Genomic DNA, 18,332 nt, shown 5'->3' on the forward strand with positions numbered 1-18,332 from the left:
CTAAATCAATGCTCAATCAAAAACATAATCTATTTGTCTGTACTACTTGTGGTAGTAAGTGGCAAGATGGTAAGCGGGTTGGTGAAAGTCAAGGTGAACAACTACTAAAACAACTTCAAGAACTTGCTCAAGATAGTGAATTGCACAATCAATTCTGCATTCAGGGGGTTGAATGTATGAGCGCTTGCAGTCATTCCTGCGTGATTGCTTTTGTAGCAGAAGGAAAATCAACCTATCTCTTTGGTGATTTACCAGTAGATAGTAGTCCATCTGCGGTACTAGAATGTGCAAGTCAGTATTATACAAAATATGATGGTGTATTGCCTTGGTCAGAACGTCCAGAACCTTTAAAAAAAGGCATTTTAGCAAAGATTCCCGCACTAGTTAAGTGGGCAAAATTAAACAACAATAGTTGATAGGGAACGGGAAACAGAAGAATCAGTTGAGTCATTAATTCCATCCGATTACTTATCAAAAAAAATAACCCAAAATGACCTCTAAAAACAACACCTAAATCAATCAATCCTGATTTCATTTACTTATCTAGAAAATATCTTTCAGAGGAAGAAGCAACAGGGAACAGAAAAAACTCACGTTTAAAAACATGAGATTGAAATAATGACACTGTTTTTTTTCGTGCTACGCATCTTTTAAAAACATCTTTTTCTTGACTGAAGCTATAAACTCAGTAACTTTTGTTTCTTATCTGTTCCCTGCTCCCTGTTCCCTTTTTTTGTAAGTCAATTCAATCCTCTCCTCATACAACTGCATGAAACCACATTCATTGATCTTATTTAGTATCACGGCTACTCTTTTATTATCTCTACCAGTTAAAGCAAATCCTGATAACAACCAGCTTGAGAACCCAAGTAGCTGGAGTCAAAATAAATCAAGTGTACAATTGCCAGGAATTAAATTTATTCCTCCAGATTCTGTCAGCAATACCAGTCCAACAGATACTCATAACTTCACTGGTATATTTCCTTTGGGAAGAGAAATCTCGGAACTACAAACTCCTATTAAAACATTAATGGCTCGCTACAAGTTTCTTTCTCCTGGTATCTTTTTTATGGACTTGAATACAGGAGATTATTTAAGCATTAATGGCGATAAATCTTTTGCGGCTGCTAGTACAATTAAATATCCAATTTTGGTTGCTTTATTTCAGCAAGTAGATGCTGGAAAAATTCAACTAGATGAAACATTGGTTATGGGTAAAAAACATATTGTTGGTGGTTCGGGAAATATGCAGTATGCGCGGTTAGGAAGTAAGTTTAGTCTCTTAGAAACTGCAACTAGGATGATGACTATTAGCGATAACACCGCCACAAATATGATCATAGATCGTTTGGGTGGAATTACTCAATTAAATCAAAAATTTCGCAGTTGGGGATTGCAAAATACTGTGATGCGAAATCGCCTGGGAGATTTTCAAGGAACTAATAAAACCAGTGCTAAAGATTTGGTAAAACTATCAGCTTTAATGGAAAATAATCAGTTACTTTCCAATATAAGTCAATTACAAGTAATAGGTATTATGAATGGTTGTCATAATAGAAGTTTATTACCTTCTGGTTTAGGTTCTGGTGCTAAGATAGCGCACAAAACAGGGACACTCAGGTTTATATTAGGAGATGCAGGTATTATTGAAACGCCATCAGGTAAGCGTTATTTAGCAGGAGTTTTTGTGCAAAGACCAAATAATGATCCTAGAGGAACAGATTTTATTCGTCAAGTTTCTCAGGTAGTATATGGTTATTTTGACCAAGCAAAAGTAAGTAACCAAGTAAGATTATAGACAAGTACCACAGGGCGTAAATAAACCAATCATTTTCAATCACTAAAAAGATGATGATCATTAACTTACGCCCCAGTGTATACTAGGAGTGAATTATATTCTAAGCAAAGACAAACTGTTTAGGATCTGTCAAATTCAAACTACTAGCTTGAATCCCAGTGAGAGTCGCTAAAGTTTGATTATTGAAGACAATCGCAGTATCTCCACCAACTTGATTTAACTTGAGTGTAGATGAGGTAATGCCGGTAATGCCTAAGCTAATCTTATGTAATAATTGGGAATTGCTGTAAAATAGTAAAGTTGATATAAGTTCAGCTTACCAATGAAAGATATATCTTTTGCATTAAATGGAGAAGTTGTCAGCGCTAAACTTGGCTCGCGGGTGGAGAAAAAAGATTTATATGGTTTTTCTAAAACTGTGGCTGAATGTGATCATCAACCCCTCACTCGTGGTTATCTCCTAGCGGATGGAAGATTACTAACACGCCAACAAATATCCTATGCCCGCCTTGATCCTGAAGGTACACCAGCCACAGAGGAGATCGCTTTAATAGAAGGGGAAATGGCCATCCTACAACCCAGTTCTTTTGAGATTGAAAATCCCTTAGAACCAGTACCCTTATCTACCCTGGCAGAGTTTAATGTGGTTGACGTCTATCCGGTAGCAGAAATAAATATACCTGCGGGACTATATTCTACCCAATTTAATTACCGCAAAACCTATATTCCCAAAGAGGCTTATCTGTTAGTTAAAGCTGAACAGGCGTTTTTATTAATTGGGGAAATGAAAAAGACGGCATTTGTGGGGTTGACGATCGCCTATGATTTTTTTGATGCTGAAGTTGAGGAAGAAGAAGACGATGAACTAAATTTTTCTATGTTTTAATGATCAGGAGTATAAATTATGGATACTATTCTACACTTAGAACATCAAGGTAAAACCGCCCGCCTATCCTTGCAATCGTTGCCACGCCGCCGTCCCAAACCAGTAATTCAGCAAAAAACTCAGGTAGGGGCAATTACGCCTTATAAACTGATCAATGGCATTAATGCGATGATCGATCCGTTTCAGGCTCAACCGTCAGATTTTATCGCTCTTGACCCAGAATTAAAATTGGAGGGAGCAGGACAAATATTGGAAACAGAGATGATTTCCACCGCTTATTACAATTCTAGTAATCGCCTGGATGGACTCAAACCCGTCACTGACTTTAAATTTGTTGATATTATTTACGATCAGCAAGGACAAGAAAAAGAACGCCGCCCCCATCTGATTCGTAAATCCAATCTCAACGATCACCTTCCTATTAAAACAGGTAAACGTCTCCCTATTACCCAAGCATTTACGGACTTTGTGTTCCGGTATACCTATCAAATCGTCCATGAAGACGGCGTGACAATGGAATTTTTATTTAATATCGCCCAAGAACTTCATCAAAACCAGGAAGTAGCCGTGGTGGGGGCTGGTACTAAAGGTAATCAACCACTGGTGATTCGGGAAAAGGGTAGTCCCTATCGCGGATTTTTGTATGGTGAAATTGGTCAGGGTGAAAACGAAGGTAAGTATAAATTATTGCTACTGTTGAGCGATCGTGAACTAAAAATCGTGGACGAATAAACTAGGGAGGCATCTATGCTCGACACCTATATTGATATTTCTAAATTAGTTCCCAAAACTGGTAATTATCAGATTGCTACTGGTAGTGCAGTTAGGGACTTAACTCTGCTGGAAATCGCTAGTCAATACGAAACCCAAGTTAGTCGCAAAATGATCGCATTGACTCAAAACAAACTGGGTAAACGATTTGGCACCACCGAACTAGTATTGCAAACTACCAAAGTTGATGGTGAAGGGGTTTTTATTTATTTTGAACGCTCTAAAAATGTCTGCTTTTGCTTTAATGCTCCCTCTGGACGGGTGCGGATTAATTTCCCTGCCCTTGATGCCTTAGAAGGAGTTTTACGCCAATCCACTGTCCAAAAAGGATTGTTTAGAGCCGAACTGTATTTACAGGAACAAATCCATGACCGCCGTGCCACCATTGGGGATGTGTTAAGGATTTCCTTTAGTGAAGATGCTGGGGCGATAGATAAACTCAAACTAGCTATGTTAGATGTGATCATGCTCGATGGCAAAGACCTACGCGCCAATCAATCACAATTTGAGCAGACTTGGAATTTATTGGGAGAACTATTTGGTAGTGACCCCACAGCCCCATATCATCGCCCATCAGGGGCAATTGTGCCGGAAGATCAACTTTTGCGCCTATTTGCCGAAAAGATCGCTGCTGGGGAAGAGGGCATGGTGATACGGCGATTGCAACGGGCAGAAACCTATAAAATTAAGCCCCGTCTGTCCTTAGATGCGGTGGTAATTGGCTATGTAGCCGGAGAATTTGAAGGAATGTATGGTGTGACTTCCTTGCTGGTGGCAATGAACTATCCCAAAACCGACGACAGCAAAACCTACTGGCAAACCCTAGTTCGCATTGGTTCTGGCCTCAGCGATGAGCAGAGGTTACAATTTCTGAATCTGTTTAGTGCCATCCATGTGGAAAATCCCCTGACCATGACCGACAGTGATGGCAGAACAATCCAATTTGTCAAACCTGAATATGTTGTCGAACTGAGTGGTGAAGATTTGCTAACCATTGTACCTGGAAGCAATCGCCCCAATCTCACTCAACTAATGGCATGGGATGGCAGTGATTATCAATTTTTAGGATTATACCCCTGTCCCCGTCCTACCTTTGCTACCTTCACCCAACTGCGCCTTGATAAACAAGTACAAAATGGTGGTGCTAGATTAGAGCAGATTATCAACAGTCCCCAGTTACCCCAATTACAAGCTATCGCGCCAACCGAAACCAAAATTCTGCGGCGGGAAGTTTACACCAAAGGTACAGACATGGTTCGTAAATTAGTGGTAGTAGAAAACAGTGGTGAGCAAACCATACCCTATCTAGTCTACTGGACAGATTTTTCTTCTAAGCGCAAAGAACCGTTAAAAGTATCTGTTTCCTATGCTTTATCCTCCACCCGCGCCCAAGAACTAGCCGAGCAGCTAATTACAGAAAATATAGTCAGAGGTTGGAAATCTGTTAATTAATAACCATCATGGGCTTAACGCATTGCGCTAAACCCAGATGAGCTAATTAAATTCTAAGCAAGAACAAACTGTTTAGGATCGTAGGAAATACCTTCAATCCCAATATTACCAATGGTCGTACCTAGTTTTACAGTTTGGGCGTTGCCTTTAGTAAGCGTTAGATAGATCAATCAACATTATTGAAAGCCATAAAATTTTCCTTTGCCTAAGTATTAGACATCTCCAGAAGTGTTTTTTTACAAACAATCTCAAAATATAGATAAAAATCTATATGATGTATTAGATACAATGAATCGTTTTGGTTTAGGAATGGTTTAGATAAGATTATAAGAAGATTAAACTTGGAACTAAATCAAAAAAATAGGGACAATTCATGAATTGCCCCTACTATACTTGAGAAGGTCATAACTTGCGTTTTTACGTCCATATATCCCCTTTAGGCAAAAGCTCAAATTGTGACCTTGTAAAGTATAAAAAAATTTTCCAATACATCTTCTTAAAAATTTTCATCATCTCCGTTTAGTATAAGCAAGAAAATATAATCTTAAATTAGATTGCATTAGAATATATTTTAATTAATATGTATAAGCAAAAATTTCCCAGTATTATGGCGAGGGGAGCGATCGCCCCAGGCATCGGGTTTCATATCCCTGATAAGACCGAAGGAATAGAAATAGCACTCTGTAGAAATCACCTTTCTATTGTTATAATTATTGAGAATAATGCTTTGTTAGGAACTAAATTTAACTTATTACGTTAAAATAACTATGTCTGTTATCCAAAGGATAAAGTATGACCAAAACAATTTCCACACATCTACAATCAACACTATATGAAACAGATCATTATCTGTGGATAAAAAACACACTCAAACAGCTAGAAAACAGAGATATTAATAATTTAGATTGGCAGCATTTAGCAGAAGAGATTGAAGCATTGGGAATAGAAGAAAGACGCAAAGTAGAAAGTTATTTGAAGCATTTATTAATCCATCTTCTGCTTTGTTGTTATTGAGAAACTGAAAAAGAAACCTGTCAACGAGGTTGGCAAATTGAAATCTCTAACTTCCGTGACGAGTTGGAATTTTCTTTTCGCTCCAAAACACTTTACAACTATTTCCTGAGTTGTTTAGAACAGGTTTATACTAAAGCTAGAAGACAAGCAATTCAAAAGACAGGTTTACCTGGTGAGATTTTTCCAAAGCAATGTCCTTTTAGTCTTGAAGATATTCTTAATAATGAATATTTCCCCTAATTTTTTTAGAGGTTGTTTGAAAACTTTTTCGTGTGGGATCTGGCACCCGCAGATCTCCCTAAATCCCCCTTGAAAAGCGGGACTTTGAGGAATTTAGCCCCACTTACAAAGGGGGGTTGGGGGGATCTCGATTAATTCTGATACTTTTCAAACATCCTCTTAAAAAGATTGTTTGAGTTCTTTCCTTAAAAGATTTTCGTCTACTAATATAATCCTTAAGCGTAACGTTCTTGAGCAATTATTAATGGTTCTACCGCTCCACTTATGGAATAAAATATTAATTTAATTTTCGTAGGTTGGGTTGAACAAAGTGTTCGCGTAGCGTGCCGAAGGCATAACCCAACATTAGCGAGAGGATAGTAGGAGGTGTTGGGTTGGCGATCGCTTCTACAAGTTTCTCAACTAAGTTATAATTAAGCAGAAATCTACTTTTATGCGGCTTTTTCGTTAATTGTTACTTTTCTTTACAAAACCCTTTCTTGGATTTAGAAGACTTTTGAGATTGGCCTCGTTTCCCCTGTCCACCTACAAATAAAGAACCGTCTTTTTCCAAAGCACTTAATTGGAAGTCGGGATGATTACGGATGTGTCTAAGAGTGCGTTTTTGCTTTTTGGTGTAATCTTCGTAGATATGGTGACAAAAATCTCTATCAGACTGTGCAATATATTCAGCGTGTGATCTAAATTTAGTAAAGACCAAGATTCTTCTGCATGAGGTTTGTAGTCATTTTCCCAGCTAAATTTTAATTCTGGTGGGTCAGAAGGTTTGCTATTATTAGTGGTGCTATCAAAATGAACGAGCCATTTCTTCATAGCTTTAAAAGCATCCCTATGGGAGTTGATTAATACTGTTAAATCTCTTTCATGTCCCTCAGAGATTATAATTCCATTAGCTTTGAGGATATAATCTGGTAGAAGTCCAAAAGCTTGGATATAGTCGTTTTTATTTAGTGGTTCTAGATCCTTTTTCTTTAATCTTTGAATTGTTAGATTTTAGATACCTGGCTTTAGTTCGTTTGTTGTTACAGACATATTTTTTGTATCCATAAAACTAACTATTCTAACAATTTTTTAGTAAATGTTATTTCTTGAGCTATCTTTCCTTTCTAAGATGGCATTAAGTTAATCAGGGTGAATATTTACCAAAGTGACTTATAGCAGGAGTCATATTTGTTCTGGTAAATTAGTTACGATATAGAATCTGTAGATTTGTTGTATTCCCAAATACCAGCATTATTTTTATCGTAAGTGTTTAGGCGCAAATGATATCAGTAGTAAAACTTACTTTTAATGGGAGTTTCATTATCAATTGATGTTCTAACCCCCCTGTCCACTGCTATACTTACTCAATGTCATGTTGTGGTTCCTGGGGGAATGTTTGTTCAATCTGAGAAGTTTGTAGAGTCTCACGGGGGCAAAGTTGGGGATATTTCTATTTATGGACAAGAATCTAATCCCACAACTTGGAAGCTGTGCAAAATGAACTTAGCTATCCGGGGGATTGAAGGGAATATTGGCTTACAAAATGCTGATACTTTCCGCAGTGATTTACACAAAGATTTAAGGGCAGATTATATATTAGCAAATCCTCCCTTTAATATGAGTGATTGGGGTGGGGAAGCATTACAAGAAGATGGACGTTGGCTTTATGGTATACCATCATCTGGTAATGCTAACTATGCCTGGATTCAACATATCATTAGTCATTTAGCCCCTCTTGGTTATGCGGGTTTTGTATTAGCTAATGGTTCAATGAGTTCTAATCAATCTGCGGAAGGAGAGATTAGAAAGGCTTTGATTGAAGCTGATTTAGTTGATTGTATGGTGGCACTACCAGGACAATTATTTTATAACACTCAAATTCCCGCTTGTTTATGGTTTTTGACTCGTTCTAAATCTGGGGGTAAGTTCCGTAAACGTCGAGGGGAGACTTTATTTATTGATGGGCGGAAATTGGGGGTCGGGATTTAACACAGGAAGAAATAACCAGAATTGCCCAAACTTATTATAATTGGCGCGGTAGTGGTAAGGGAGAATATGTAGATGTTCCTGGGTTTTGTAAAAGTGCCAGTTTTGAAGAAATAAAAGGACATGGTTATGTATTAACTCCAGGAAGATATGTAGGGGCTGAGGAAGTAGACGATGATGATGAATCTTTTGATGAAAAGATGTTACATCTGACGGCGAAATTAGATAAACAATTTACCGAAAGTGCTAAATTAGAAGCGATGATTCGGGAGAATTTGCGGGGTTTGGGATATAATATTGAACGCGGATAAACGCAGATAAACGCAGATGAGGATGGGTCAATTTTTTAACTATATTGAATTTAATCACAATGACGGAAATTACAGCTAACTATGATGAAACCTGGAAAGAAGTAATAGGAGATTATTTTGATTCATTTCTCGCCTTCTTTTTTCCAGAAATCTATCAACAAATAGATTGGACTAAAACTCCCATTTCTCTAGATAAAGAATTAGAACAGATTACCGCATCTGGAGACAGCAAAACCCGCCACGCTGATAAATTATTTCAAGTGTGGTTATTAGATAATCAAGAGGTTTGGATATTAATTCATGTAGAAGTACAAAGTCAATATGATAAAGAATTTTCCCAAAGAATGTTTATCTACAACTATCGAGCTTTTGATTTATATCAAAAACCTGTAATTAGTTTGGCTATACTAGGAGATGAAACTAAAAGTTGGCGACCTAGTTCCTATCAGTATGGTTTAGGAAATAGTCAATTAATCTTTAATTTTTCTATTGTCAAACTTTTAGACTATCAATGGGAGGAGTTAGAGCAAAGTAATAATATTTTTGCTATAGTGGTAATGGCACATTTAAAGACTAAAGCCACTAATAGCAATTTATCAGCTAGGGAACAGTGGAAATGGAACTTAGCTAGATTACTTTATGAAAGAGGTTATAACCGTAAAGAAATTGTTGATTTGTATAAGGTCATTGATTTAATGATGGCTTTATCTGAAGACTTGCAATTAAGTTTTGATCAAAAATTTGCTAACTATCAGGAGGAACGAAAAATGCCCCTTGTAACTAACATTGAAAGACGCGCTATAGAAAGAACTCGGAAAGAAACTCAGAAGGAAACTCAAAAGGCAAATATTATCAAACTTGTACAAGTGCGGTTTGGTGATATTCCTGAAAACTTAGTTACAAGCATTAATCAAATTGATGATACATCTTTTTTAGAACAAATATTTGTATCAGCAATTAATATTAGTTCCTTAGAAGAATTTGCACAACTTGTTAACTCTAATTTGTCAGAATCAGATTAATAAATGTAGGTTGGGTTAAGCGACAGCGCAACCCAACAACAGTATTGATTTGTATAAGGTCATTGAATGATGGCTTTATCTGAAGACTTGCAATTAAGTTTTGATCAAAAATTTGCTAACTATCAGGAGGAACGAAAAATGCCACTTGTAACTAACATTGAAAGATGCGCTATAGAAAGAACTCGGAAAGAAACTCAAAAGGAAAATATTATCAAATTTGTACAAGTGCGGTTTGGTGATATTCCTCAAAGTTTGCTAGAAAACATTAATCAAATTGATGATATATCTTTGCTAGAGCAACTCCTTCTATCAACAATTAGGGTTAGTTCCTTAGAAGAATTTGCACAGCTTGTTAATTCTAATTTACCAGCAGCAGATTAATAAATGTAGGTTGGGTTAAGCAACAGCGCAACCCAACAACAGTATTGATTTATACAAGGTCATTGATTTAATGATGGCTTTATCTGAAGACTTGCAATTAAGTTTTGATCAAAAATTAGCTAACTATCAGGAGGAGCGAAAAATGCCACTTGTAACTAACATTGAAAGACGCGCTATAGAAAAAACTCGGAAAGAAACTCGGAAAGAAACTCAAAAGGAAAATATTATCAAATTTGTACAAGTGCGGTTTGGTGATATTCCTGAAAACTTAGTTACAAGCATTAATCAAATTGATGATACATCTTTTTTAGAACAAATATTTGTATCAGCAATTAGGGTTAGTTCGTTAGAAGAATTTGCACAGCTTGTTAACTCTAATTTGTCAGAATCAGATTAATAAATGTAGGTTGGGTTAAGCGACAGCGCAACCCAACAACAGTATAATGTTATAATCAAATTATCCACCTTTGGGAATATCAAAAGATGCAAACTCTAATTAGATTAAATATTGAAAAATTTATTGAGGAAGGAAAGGAGTATTTTGTGGCTACCAGTGATGATTTACAGGGGTTAGTTGCTGAGGGTAAAACGGTACAAGAAGCTATAGAAATTGCGGCAGATGTGGCTAAGGTTCTATTGGATTTAGAAAAAGAAAAAAATCATTCTTTTCATTTTCAAGGTTTACCTAATCAGTTTGAATATCCGCTAATCTTGGAGGTATAATGGGAAGATTAGGCGGTTTTTCTTATCGAGAAGTTACGAGAAAATTAGGAAAATTAGGTTTTGAGTTTTATCGCCCAGCTAAAGGAGATCATGAAATTTGGTTTAATCCAGAAACAAATCAAAAAACAACTATTCCTCATCATCGGGAAATTAAGGAGGGAACACTGCGAAGTATTTTAAAACAGGCTCAAGTTGATGTTGATATTTTTCTGGATATTTAGTTATTTAAAGACTTGACTATTGAACAGTTAGAAGCGGTAAATATGGAGGTTGAGGAGGAGTTATGAGGGAAATTATGGCAGAGTTTAGTAAGTTGAGAGAGTGTATTTTATGAGGGGGTTAAGTTAGGGTATGAATAATAAGCCTATTGATAATATATGGAAGTTATTAAAACTTATTGATTTGGTTGAATATCGCAAAGGATTTGCTTTTAAATCTAATGAATATCAATCTATTGGACACCCTATTATTAGAGTTACTAACTTTACTGATAGTTCAATTAATATGAAAGATTGTAACTATTTACATCCCGATAAAGTAAAAGACTATGAATTATACTGTCTAAATTTTGGAGATGTGGTAATAGCAACAGTTGGTTCTTGGCCTGCTAATCCAGAATCAGTAGTTGGGAAAGTTATTAGAGTTCCTAAAGAAGCACATAGAGCTTTACTAAATCAAAATGCTGTTAGATTACGTTCTAATAGAAATATTGAACAAAGATTTCTATTTTATCGCTTAAAAAATTTTGATTTTCAAAATTACATAATTTCTACTGCACAAGGAAGTGCAAATCAAGCAAGCATTACTCTAAAATCTATTTTTGATTTTCAGTTTAATCTTCCCCCACTTTCTGAACAAAAAGCGATCGCTCACATCCTTTCCTCCCTTGATGATAAAATCGAACTAAACCGACAGATGAACGAAACCCTAGAAGCAATGGCCAGGGCGATTTTTAAGTCGTGGTTTGTTGATTTTGACCCTGTACGCGCCAAGATGGAAGGGAGACAACCCGCAGGTATGGATGCAGCAACGGCTGATTTATTCCCTGATGAGTTTGAAGAGTCTTCTTTGGGTTTAATTCCGAAGGAATGGAAGGTTAAAAAACTTGGTGATTTAGCTCAAAATATCTCTAGAAAGTTCAATTTTTCAAATAAAACAGAAGTGATATTTATAAATACTGGGGATGTTTTACTGGGTCGTTTTCTGCACAGTAACCGAATTAGTAAAGAAGGTTTACCAGGACAGGCAAAAAAAAATTATGGAGAAATTATATTAAAAAATATGGATATAAACCTACGAAAAGAACTATTTAGCAACACCTATTTACAAGCAGTAACCACAGTAGCAGGTTATTCACTATACAAACCATCCATAGATGATGATAGTATAGATTGGGGAATCGCCGCCAAAAGTGCCACTGGTCGGGTTAGATCACCTCGTTTAGAATTACAGTTAAAATGTACATCTAGGGATATCCAAACAGATAACTCTATTCAATATCCCCTCAAACTCAAAAACTACAATGATTTAAGAATGGATAACTTCGCCATTCCTAGAATTTTAGTGATTGTAGTCATCCCTGAAAAAATAGAAGATTGGTTAACCCAGTCAGAAGAAGAACTTTGTATTAGATATTGTGGATATTGGGTATCATTAAGAGGAATGCCAGAAACACAAAATAAAACTGCTGTCACTATTACCTTATCTAAAAGTCATCAATTTACAGTTAGTGCCTTACAGTCAATTATGCACAACATTAGTCAAGGAGTTCAACCATGAAAATTACTGTCAAAGATCAAGAAACCTTGCAAAATATAGCCCTGGAAAATCTCAGAAATTACTTACAAACTCACGGATGGCAGGAAAATAAACCCTTTTTAAATCATGCCACCATTTGGCATCAATCAGCAACCCCAGAAGATTTTGAAATCTTACTACCTAACCAAGAAAATCTCGCAGATTATCCCCAACGTATTCAAGAAATAATCGAAATATTAGCAACTGTAGAAAATCGTCCTAGCCTAGAAATTTTAACAGAACTTTTACAGATTATCCCTAATATTAGTACCCAGGGAATTGTGATGGATATTTATACACCTAATTTTGATAAATTAAAGGGTGAAATCACTATTTTAGGAATTGTTTTTCAAAAGTTACAAAAAATTCATACCGAACTAAATAACCAAAATTACATCTTAGCTATTAAGGCTTATCAACAACGTTTACCAATTAGTTTTACAGGAGATTTAGTCAAAGAAAACAACCAGTTTATATTACAAAATCCCCACAATTTCCAAATAGATAACATTTGAATAATGGCAAACTTCCGAAATTACAGAAATGGCTTTGAAATTTAAGGTGATATGACAATGCCCCAAGATGCTATTATTCCTGATGCTAAAATTAGCAATTATCTATTAAAATATAGAGACAAGGATGATAAATCGAAATTTTTAGCACAAGCAGGATTTACTGAAGATAACCCAGAAAAACTAAAATTGGCAATTCTCCAATTAATGGAAACGGTAGATCCTATAGAAGATATTACCAATGAATATGGAACTTTTTATAGAATTGAAGGAGAACTAATAGGAGTTAATTAACTTAATTTATCCGTTGTAACGGTTTGGCTAAAACGAAAAATAGATAATCAATTCCAATTTGTTACTCTCAAGCCTAAAAAGGAGAAAAAAACCAATGCCTGAGTTATACCAAAGAGTTTTATTAAACCGCGACTTTCCCGAATATAACCTTAAAAAAGGGGACATTGCTACTTTAGTTGATACTGTTCCGCATCCAGCAGGAGGTGAGGAAGGCTATATTTTAGAAATTTTTAATGATCTTGGAGAATCAATTAACACTGTTGTTGTCCCTTGTTCGACAGTTGAAGATTTGAACGATAAAGAAGTCTTTAACGAAGAAGGTAATTCACAAATAGATGAATTGCAACAAGTAATAAAATGGGGTATTGATTGGGAAAATATTGTCAAAAAGTATCAAATTCTTGTTCTTCCCCAAAATATCGAAAATTATTCAGATGATATTAATTCTCCTACTTATTCTGAATTAATAGATACTGATGACGCTATCCATCTAAGTAAGTTGCTGAGAGAAGCACAAGTAAAATGCGCTACTTCTTATGATTTGGGAATCAAAGCAAAAGTTTCATCAAATCGAAGTATTGAAATCAGACTAGGTGTAATTTGGATATTGAATCATGCTTGCTTACCTATACTCATTGGACTGGTATCTCGAATTATAGGAGATAAAGTAACTGAGGCAATAAAACAAAACAAAGCAGATACGGAATTACCTACTATTAAAGCCAGCATTAAAGTTTTAGAAGGTAAAATATCTTCGGCTTCTATTGAATATAACGGAGATGCTCAAGAATTTATACGAATGTTAGAGGGAATCCAAAATGATAAACAACAATAATAATCTTGATGAATTAGATTTGATAAATAATGAAGTATCAAATTTAGTAAAGGCATGGTTGCGTCTGATGTCAAAGCAACAATTTGATTTAGCAGATACTTTATGCTTTATTTTTATAGCAAAATATAAAAAAACACTAAAAACTTTTTCTTTAACAAATCGTGAAAATGATTATTATGTACTGCATAGCCTCCTTGTTTTATTTAAAGGTATGCAAGATTATGTTGAATTAGAAAAACTAACCCAAGACAATACTTGGCACAAAAAGCAAAAAATAGTTGAAGAAATATGGATAAAGAAATGTGATTGTAAGGATAGACTAGAATTTGTTTCAGCTAATTTTAGAGGAGAAGTAATTGAGAAAATTTCAAAGGAGATTAACAACATAGAAACTTTTTTTAAACAAGTGTTTGGAAAAGGTTATTATTTAAGCCCTGGTATTATCTGTGATAAATTTATATGTAATATATGTAACCAAGACACTAGAGCTTGTTCTCACATACACAGAAGATTATATGCAGGAATACTTTGTAAGTATAAACCTATTAATCCTCAGATTAATCATATTGCGTTGGTTGAAGACCCCAAGGATCTTAGATGCAGAATTTGGCCTTGGAACATAGATAAAAACAATAATCCAGAGGTAGAAAATAGGACTTTGGAATCTGTATTTTTAACAGCATTCAGCGTTGATGATTTTTTGAGGGAAAAACAATAAAAGATAAATGAATTATAAGATATTTTTACTACAAAAAATCAATGAACAAATTCACCGAATCAATTGTTGAACAAGCTACCCTAGACTGGCTATCAGAACTCGGCTACACCTCATTAAATGGTACAGAAATCGCCCCTGATACCCCCCAAACAGAACGCCAAGAATATAACGATGTTATACTAATTAATCGCCTCCAAAATGCCTTACAAACCATAAACCCCCATATTCCCTTTCACGCCATCCAAGACGCAATCAAAAAAATCACCCGTACTGAAACACCAATACTTTATGAAAACAATCGCCGCTTTCATCAATACTTAACAGATGGGGTAGATGTAGAATATCAACAAAATGGAGAAACCCAATACAAAAAAGTCAAACTAATTAATTTTGATAAAATAGGTCATAACGATTGGTTAGTAGTTAATCAATTTCGGGTTAAAGAAACAGGTAAAACCGCCCGGATTCCTGATGTCGTTATCTTCATCAACGGCTTACCCATCGCCGTAATTGAACTCAAAAACGCCACAGATGAAAACGCTACAATTAAAGGTGCATTCAACCAACTACAAACCTATAAAAACGATATTTCCTGTTTATTTCCCTATAACGAAATTCTCGTCATTTCAGATGGTACTAAAGCCAGAGTCGGCACATTAACCGCAGATTGGGAACGGTTTATGCCTTGGCGTTCTATTGATGGTGAAAATATTATTCCTCAAGGACAAGCAGAATTAGAAACAATTATTAAAGGCATATTTAATCAAACTACTATATTAGATATACTCCAATACTTCATTGTTTTTGAAGTCAACGAAGACAACATTATCAAAAAAATGGCAGGTTATCACCAATACCACGCCGTGAATAAAGCCATTACCTCCACCATCAAAGCCACCCGCACAGATGGAGATAGAAAAGTTGGTGTAGTCTGGCATACCCAAGGTAGCGGTAAAAGTTTAACAATGGCATTTTATAGTGGGAAACTGATTCAACAACCAGAAATGGAAAATCCCACCTTAGTGATTTTAACAGATAGAAATGATTTAGATGATCAACTATTTACCACCTTTTCATCCTGCATTGATTTATTAAGACAAAATCCTGTACAAGCAGAAAATAGGGAAAATCTAAAAGAATTACTCCAAGTAGCAGCCGGGGGAATAGTATTTACAACTATCCAAAAATTCGCCCCAGAAACAGGTAACGAATATGAGGAACTTTCCCCCCGACATAATATAGTTTTAATAGCAGATGAAGCACACAGAAGCCAATATGGATTAAAAGCTAAAGTTGTAGTAGTTAAATCTGCCAAAAATGAGAAAAAAGTTTCTTATCTCAACCCTCACCAAAAACCACAACTTAAAGTAGCTGAATCAACTAATACTTATAAATTGAATAGTCAAACAAATAATTTAGAATCAACTAATTATAAATCTGATAGTCAACCAGAAAATGATTCACAATTAACTAATAATTATACACCTGATATTCAAACAGAAAATGATTTAGAATCAGCTTATATTAAATATGGTTACGCCAAATATTTAAGAGACGCTATACCTAACGCTTCCTTTGTCGGATTTACAGGTACACCCATTGCCCAAAACGATAAAAATACCACTGCCTTATTTGGAGATTACATTGATATTTACGACATTCAAAGGGCAGTAGAAGATGAAGCTACACTCAAAATTTATTATGAGGGACGATTAGCGAAACTAGATTTAGAACCCTCAGAACGCCCCAAAATAGATCCCAATTTTGAAGAAATTACCGAAGATGAAGAACTGACAATTAAAGAAAAACTCAAAAGTAAATGGGCAAGATTAGAGGCTTTAATTGGTGCAGAAAAAAGAATTAATCAAATTGCCAAAGATATTGTTGAACACTTTGAAAATCGCACCGCAGCACCAGAATTGAGAGACGGTAAAGCCATGATTGTGTGTATGAGTCGCCGCATCTGTGCAGACTTGTATCATGCTATCAAGCAACTGAAACCAGAATGGCACAGTGAAGATGATAATCAAGGAATCATCAAAGTTGTCATGACTGGTTCTGCTGCTGATGACAAAAAAATGCAGCCTCACATCCGCAGTAAAAAAGCCCGGAAAGAATTAGCTAAACGCTTCAAAAAAGCCGATGATGCCTTTAAATTAGTCATAGTCCGGGATATGTGGCTAACAGGATTTGATGCCCCAAGTCTGCATACTTTATATGTAGATAAACCCATGCAGGGACACAATTTAATGCAAGCGATCGCCAGAGTAAATCGGGTCTTCAAAGATAAACCAGGAGGGTTAATAGTTGACTATTTAGGTATTGCTGAACAACTCAAAGATGCCCTCAAAGATTATACCGAAAGAGATAGAGGTGAAACAGCAATTGATACTAATATTGCCCTAGCAGTGATGCAGGAGAAATACGAAATTGTCAAAGCCATGTATCACCGTTTTGACTACCAAAAATTCTTTACAGGTAAACCCACAGAACGAGTATCAATCATTCCTGCTGCCCTCAATCATATCTTAGGATTAGCAGATGGTAAACAACGTTATATTAAAGCAGTAGGTGAATTATCCACAGCCTTTGCTTTAGTTAGCAGTACCGATGAAGCAATTACAATTAGGGATGAAGTCGGATTTTTCCAAGCTATCAAAGCCGCAATGGTAAAATATACCACCGTTGATGGTAAAAGTTCAGAAGATATAGATGCAGCAGTAAGACAAATAGTATCAAAAGCGATCGCCAGTGAACAAGTCATAGATATCTTTACATCCGCAGGATTAAATAAACCAAATATCGCTATCCTCTCCGATGAATTTTTAGAAGAAGTCCGGGGTTTACCCTATCGCAACGTGGCATTAGAAACCTTACAAAAATTAATTAATGAAGCCATAAAAATCAGTTCTCGGAAGAACTTAATTCTAGCTCGTTCCTTCCGAGAAATGTTAGAAAATACCATCAAACGCTATCAAAACCGTGCCATTGAAACAGCCCAAGTTATCAATGAACTAATTGAACTCGCAAAAGCCATGCGGGAGGCACAAAGACGGGGTGAAGACTTGGGACTAACTGAAGATGAAACCGCTTTTTATGATGCCTTGGAGGTAAATGATAGTGCCGTGATCAACTTAGGAGATGATACCCTCAAAGCGATCGCTCGTGATTTGGTCAAAGCGATTCGTGCTAACTTAACCATTGATTGGACAGTGAAAGAAAATGTCCGTGCTAAATTACGAGTGACAATTAAACGATTACTCAAAAAGTATGGTTATCCCCCAGATAAACAGGAGAAAGCCACCTCCACAGTTTTAGAACAGGCAGAATTATTGTGTAAAGACTGGGTGGCTTAATGCTTTAAACGCCATAAAAACCATAAAAGCATATCGAAGCAGTGATGTTCAAGTAACTTGTTAGATGGAGTAAGAATACCTTTTTCAAGTGCGTTGGCTATCTCTGCTGCTAATTCAGCTTTTTTAAGCCGACTTGAACCTGGTAAAATAGGTTGGAGGCTTTGAAGAGTAAACTCAGGACTTAAAAGGAATTGCTCAGAAAATTCTCTATCTGGGGCATACCCATTATCAACAAAAGCGTCAATAGTCATAAA

The 18,332-nt window shown here is 35.9% G+C and carries 21 protein-coding genes and 1 pseudogene; 20 read left to right on the top strand and 2 right to left on the bottom strand.

What is annotated here, in order from left to right; all coding sequences use genetic code 11:
- The first annotated feature begins 8 nt into the window (after positions 1-8).
- The 7 genes and pseudogenes from NG743_RS04725 (at position 9) to NG743_RS04755 (ending at position 6,161) form a co-directional block, all read left to right on the top strand.
- Entirely contained in the window at positions 9-416 is a 408-nt protein-coding gene (locus tag NG743_RS04725) for a DUF1636 family protein (RefSeq protein WP_027404636.1), read from the top strand.
- Between the two features lie 353 nt (positions 417-769).
- Positions 770-1,798: a serine hydrolase gene (locus NG743_RS04730; RefSeq protein WP_027404635.1), complete on the top strand. Its 1,029-nt coding sequence runs from the start codon at positions 770-772 to the stop codon at positions 1,796-1,798.
- 322 nt (positions 1,799-2,120) lie between these two features.
- Positions 2,121-2,684, top strand: a complete 564-nt coding sequence (locus tag NG743_RS04735; RefSeq protein WP_039205256.1) for a hypothetical protein — start codon at positions 2,121-2,123, stop codon at positions 2,682-2,684.
- Between the two features lie 18 nt (positions 2,685-2,702).
- Entirely contained in the window at positions 2,703-3,416 is a 714-nt protein-coding gene (locus tag NG743_RS04740; protein WP_053540545.1) for a hypothetical protein, read from the top strand.
- Between the two features lie 15 nt (positions 3,417-3,431).
- Entirely contained in the window at positions 3,432-4,907 is a 1,476-nt protein-coding gene (locus tag NG743_RS04745; protein ID WP_257121602.1) for a hypothetical protein, read from the top strand.
- 580 nt (positions 4,908-5,487) lie between these two features.
- Positions 5,488-5,667 carry a hypothetical protein gene (locus NG743_RS04750; protein ID WP_257121603.1) on the top strand — a complete coding sequence of 60 codons (180 nt, stop codon included), beginning with the start codon at positions 5,488-5,490 and terminating at the stop codon, positions 5,665-5,667.
- Between the two features lie 32 nt (positions 5,668-5,699).
- A pseudogene (locus tag NG743_RS04755) lies at positions 5,700-6,161 on the top strand (DUF29 domain-containing protein).
- A 558-nt stretch (positions 6,162-6,719) separates the two neighbouring features.
- Here NG743_RS04755 and NG743_RS04760 read toward each other — a convergent pair.
- Positions 6,720-6,974: a hypothetical protein gene (locus tag NG743_RS04760; RefSeq protein WP_257121604.1), complete on the bottom strand. Its 255-nt coding sequence runs from the start codon at positions 6,972-6,974 to the stop codon at positions 6,720-6,722.
- 561 nt (positions 6,975-7,535) lie between these two features.
- Between NG743_RS04760 and NG743_RS04765 the strand changes: the two genes are divergently transcribed.
- The 13 genes from NG743_RS04765 (at position 7,536) to NG743_RS04825 (ending at position 18,078) form a co-directional block, all read left to right on the top strand.
- Positions 7,536-8,132, top strand: a complete 597-nt coding sequence (locus NG743_RS04765; protein ID WP_257121605.1) for an N-6 DNA methylase — start codon at positions 7,536-7,538, stop codon at positions 8,130-8,132.
- A 20-nt stretch (positions 8,133-8,152) separates the two neighbouring features.
- The gene (locus tag NG743_RS27070) at positions 8,153-8,440 is read left to right on the top strand and encodes an N-6 DNA methylase (protein ID WP_503366673.1); all 288 of its coding nucleotides are present in this window, start codon (positions 8,153-8,155) and stop codon (positions 8,438-8,440) included.
- A gap of 59 nt (positions 8,441-8,499) precedes the next feature.
- Entirely contained in the window at positions 8,500-9,462 is a 963-nt protein-coding gene (locus NG743_RS04775) for an RpnC/YadD family protein (RefSeq protein WP_257121606.1), read from the top strand.
- Between the two features lie 66 nt (positions 9,463-9,528).
- On the top strand, positions 9,529-9,843 hold the full coding sequence (locus tag NG743_RS04780; RefSeq protein WP_193962250.1) for a hypothetical protein: 315 nt from the start codon (positions 9,529-9,531) through the stop codon (positions 9,841-9,843).
- 70 nt (positions 9,844-9,913) lie between these two features.
- Positions 9,914-10,240, top strand: a complete 327-nt coding sequence (locus NG743_RS04785) for a hypothetical protein (protein ID WP_257121607.1) — start codon at positions 9,914-9,916, stop codon at positions 10,238-10,240.
- An 86-nt stretch (positions 10,241-10,326) separates the two neighbouring features.
- The gene (locus NG743_RS04790; RefSeq protein WP_027404627.1) at positions 10,327-10,566 is read left to right on the top strand and encodes a type II toxin-antitoxin system HicB family antitoxin; all 240 of its coding nucleotides are present in this window, start codon (positions 10,327-10,329) and stop codon (positions 10,564-10,566) included.
- Positions 10,566-10,787: a type II toxin-antitoxin system HicA family toxin gene (locus tag NG743_RS04795; protein ID WP_193962248.1), complete on the top strand. Its 222-nt coding sequence runs from the start codon at positions 10,566-10,568 to the stop codon at positions 10,785-10,787. The genes NG743_RS04790 and NG743_RS04795 overlap by 1 nt, the downstream gene beginning before the upstream one ends.
- A gap of 130 nt (positions 10,788-10,917) precedes the next feature.
- The gene (locus NG743_RS04800) at positions 10,918-12,345 is read left to right on the top strand and encodes a DUF4365 domain-containing protein (protein ID WP_257121608.1); all 1,428 of its coding nucleotides are present in this window, start codon (positions 10,918-10,920) and stop codon (positions 12,343-12,345) included.
- Complete coding sequence (locus NG743_RS04805; RefSeq protein ID WP_027404625.1) at positions 12,342-12,878, top strand: hypothetical protein; 537 nt, start codon at positions 12,342-12,344, stop codon at positions 12,876-12,878. The genes NG743_RS04800 and NG743_RS04805 overlap by 4 nt, the downstream gene beginning before the upstream one ends.
- 51 nt (positions 12,879-12,929) lie before the next feature.
- A complete protein-coding gene (locus NG743_RS04810; protein ID WP_236630646.1) occupies positions 12,930-13,169 on the top strand; it encodes a DUF6883 domain-containing protein in 240 nt (79 codons plus the stop codon).
- Between the two features lie 94 nt (positions 13,170-13,263).
- Positions 13,264-14,004 (top strand): DUF4926 domain-containing protein, encoded by a 741-nt coding sequence (locus tag NG743_RS04815; protein ID WP_257121609.1) that lies wholly within the window; start codon positions 13,264-13,266, stop codon positions 14,002-14,004.
- Positions 13,988-14,722 (top strand): hypothetical protein, encoded by a 735-nt coding sequence (locus NG743_RS04820; RefSeq protein WP_257121610.1) that lies wholly within the window; start codon positions 13,988-13,990, stop codon positions 14,720-14,722. The genes NG743_RS04815 and NG743_RS04820 overlap by 17 nt, the downstream gene beginning before the upstream one ends.
- Positions 14,723-14,763: 41 nt before the next feature.
- A complete protein-coding gene (locus tag NG743_RS04825) occupies positions 14,764-18,078 on the top strand; it encodes a type I restriction endonuclease subunit R (RefSeq protein WP_257121611.1) in 3,315 nt (1,104 codons plus the stop codon).
- Here the strand turns inward: NG743_RS04825 and NG743_RS04830 are convergent.
- Positions 18,075-18,329, bottom strand: a complete 255-nt coding sequence (locus NG743_RS04830; RefSeq protein ID WP_257121612.1) for a hypothetical protein — start codon at positions 18,327-18,329, stop codon at positions 18,075-18,077. The genes NG743_RS04825 and NG743_RS04830 overlap by 4 nt on opposite strands.
- Between the last annotated feature and the right edge of the window lie 3 nt (positions 18,330-18,332).

Origin of the sequence: Dolichospermum heterosporum TAC447 (genome assembly GCF_024584745.1) — a bacterium.
Lineage (GTDB): Bacteria > Cyanobacteriota > Cyanobacteriia > Cyanobacteriales > Nostocaceae > Dolichospermum > Dolichospermum heterosporum.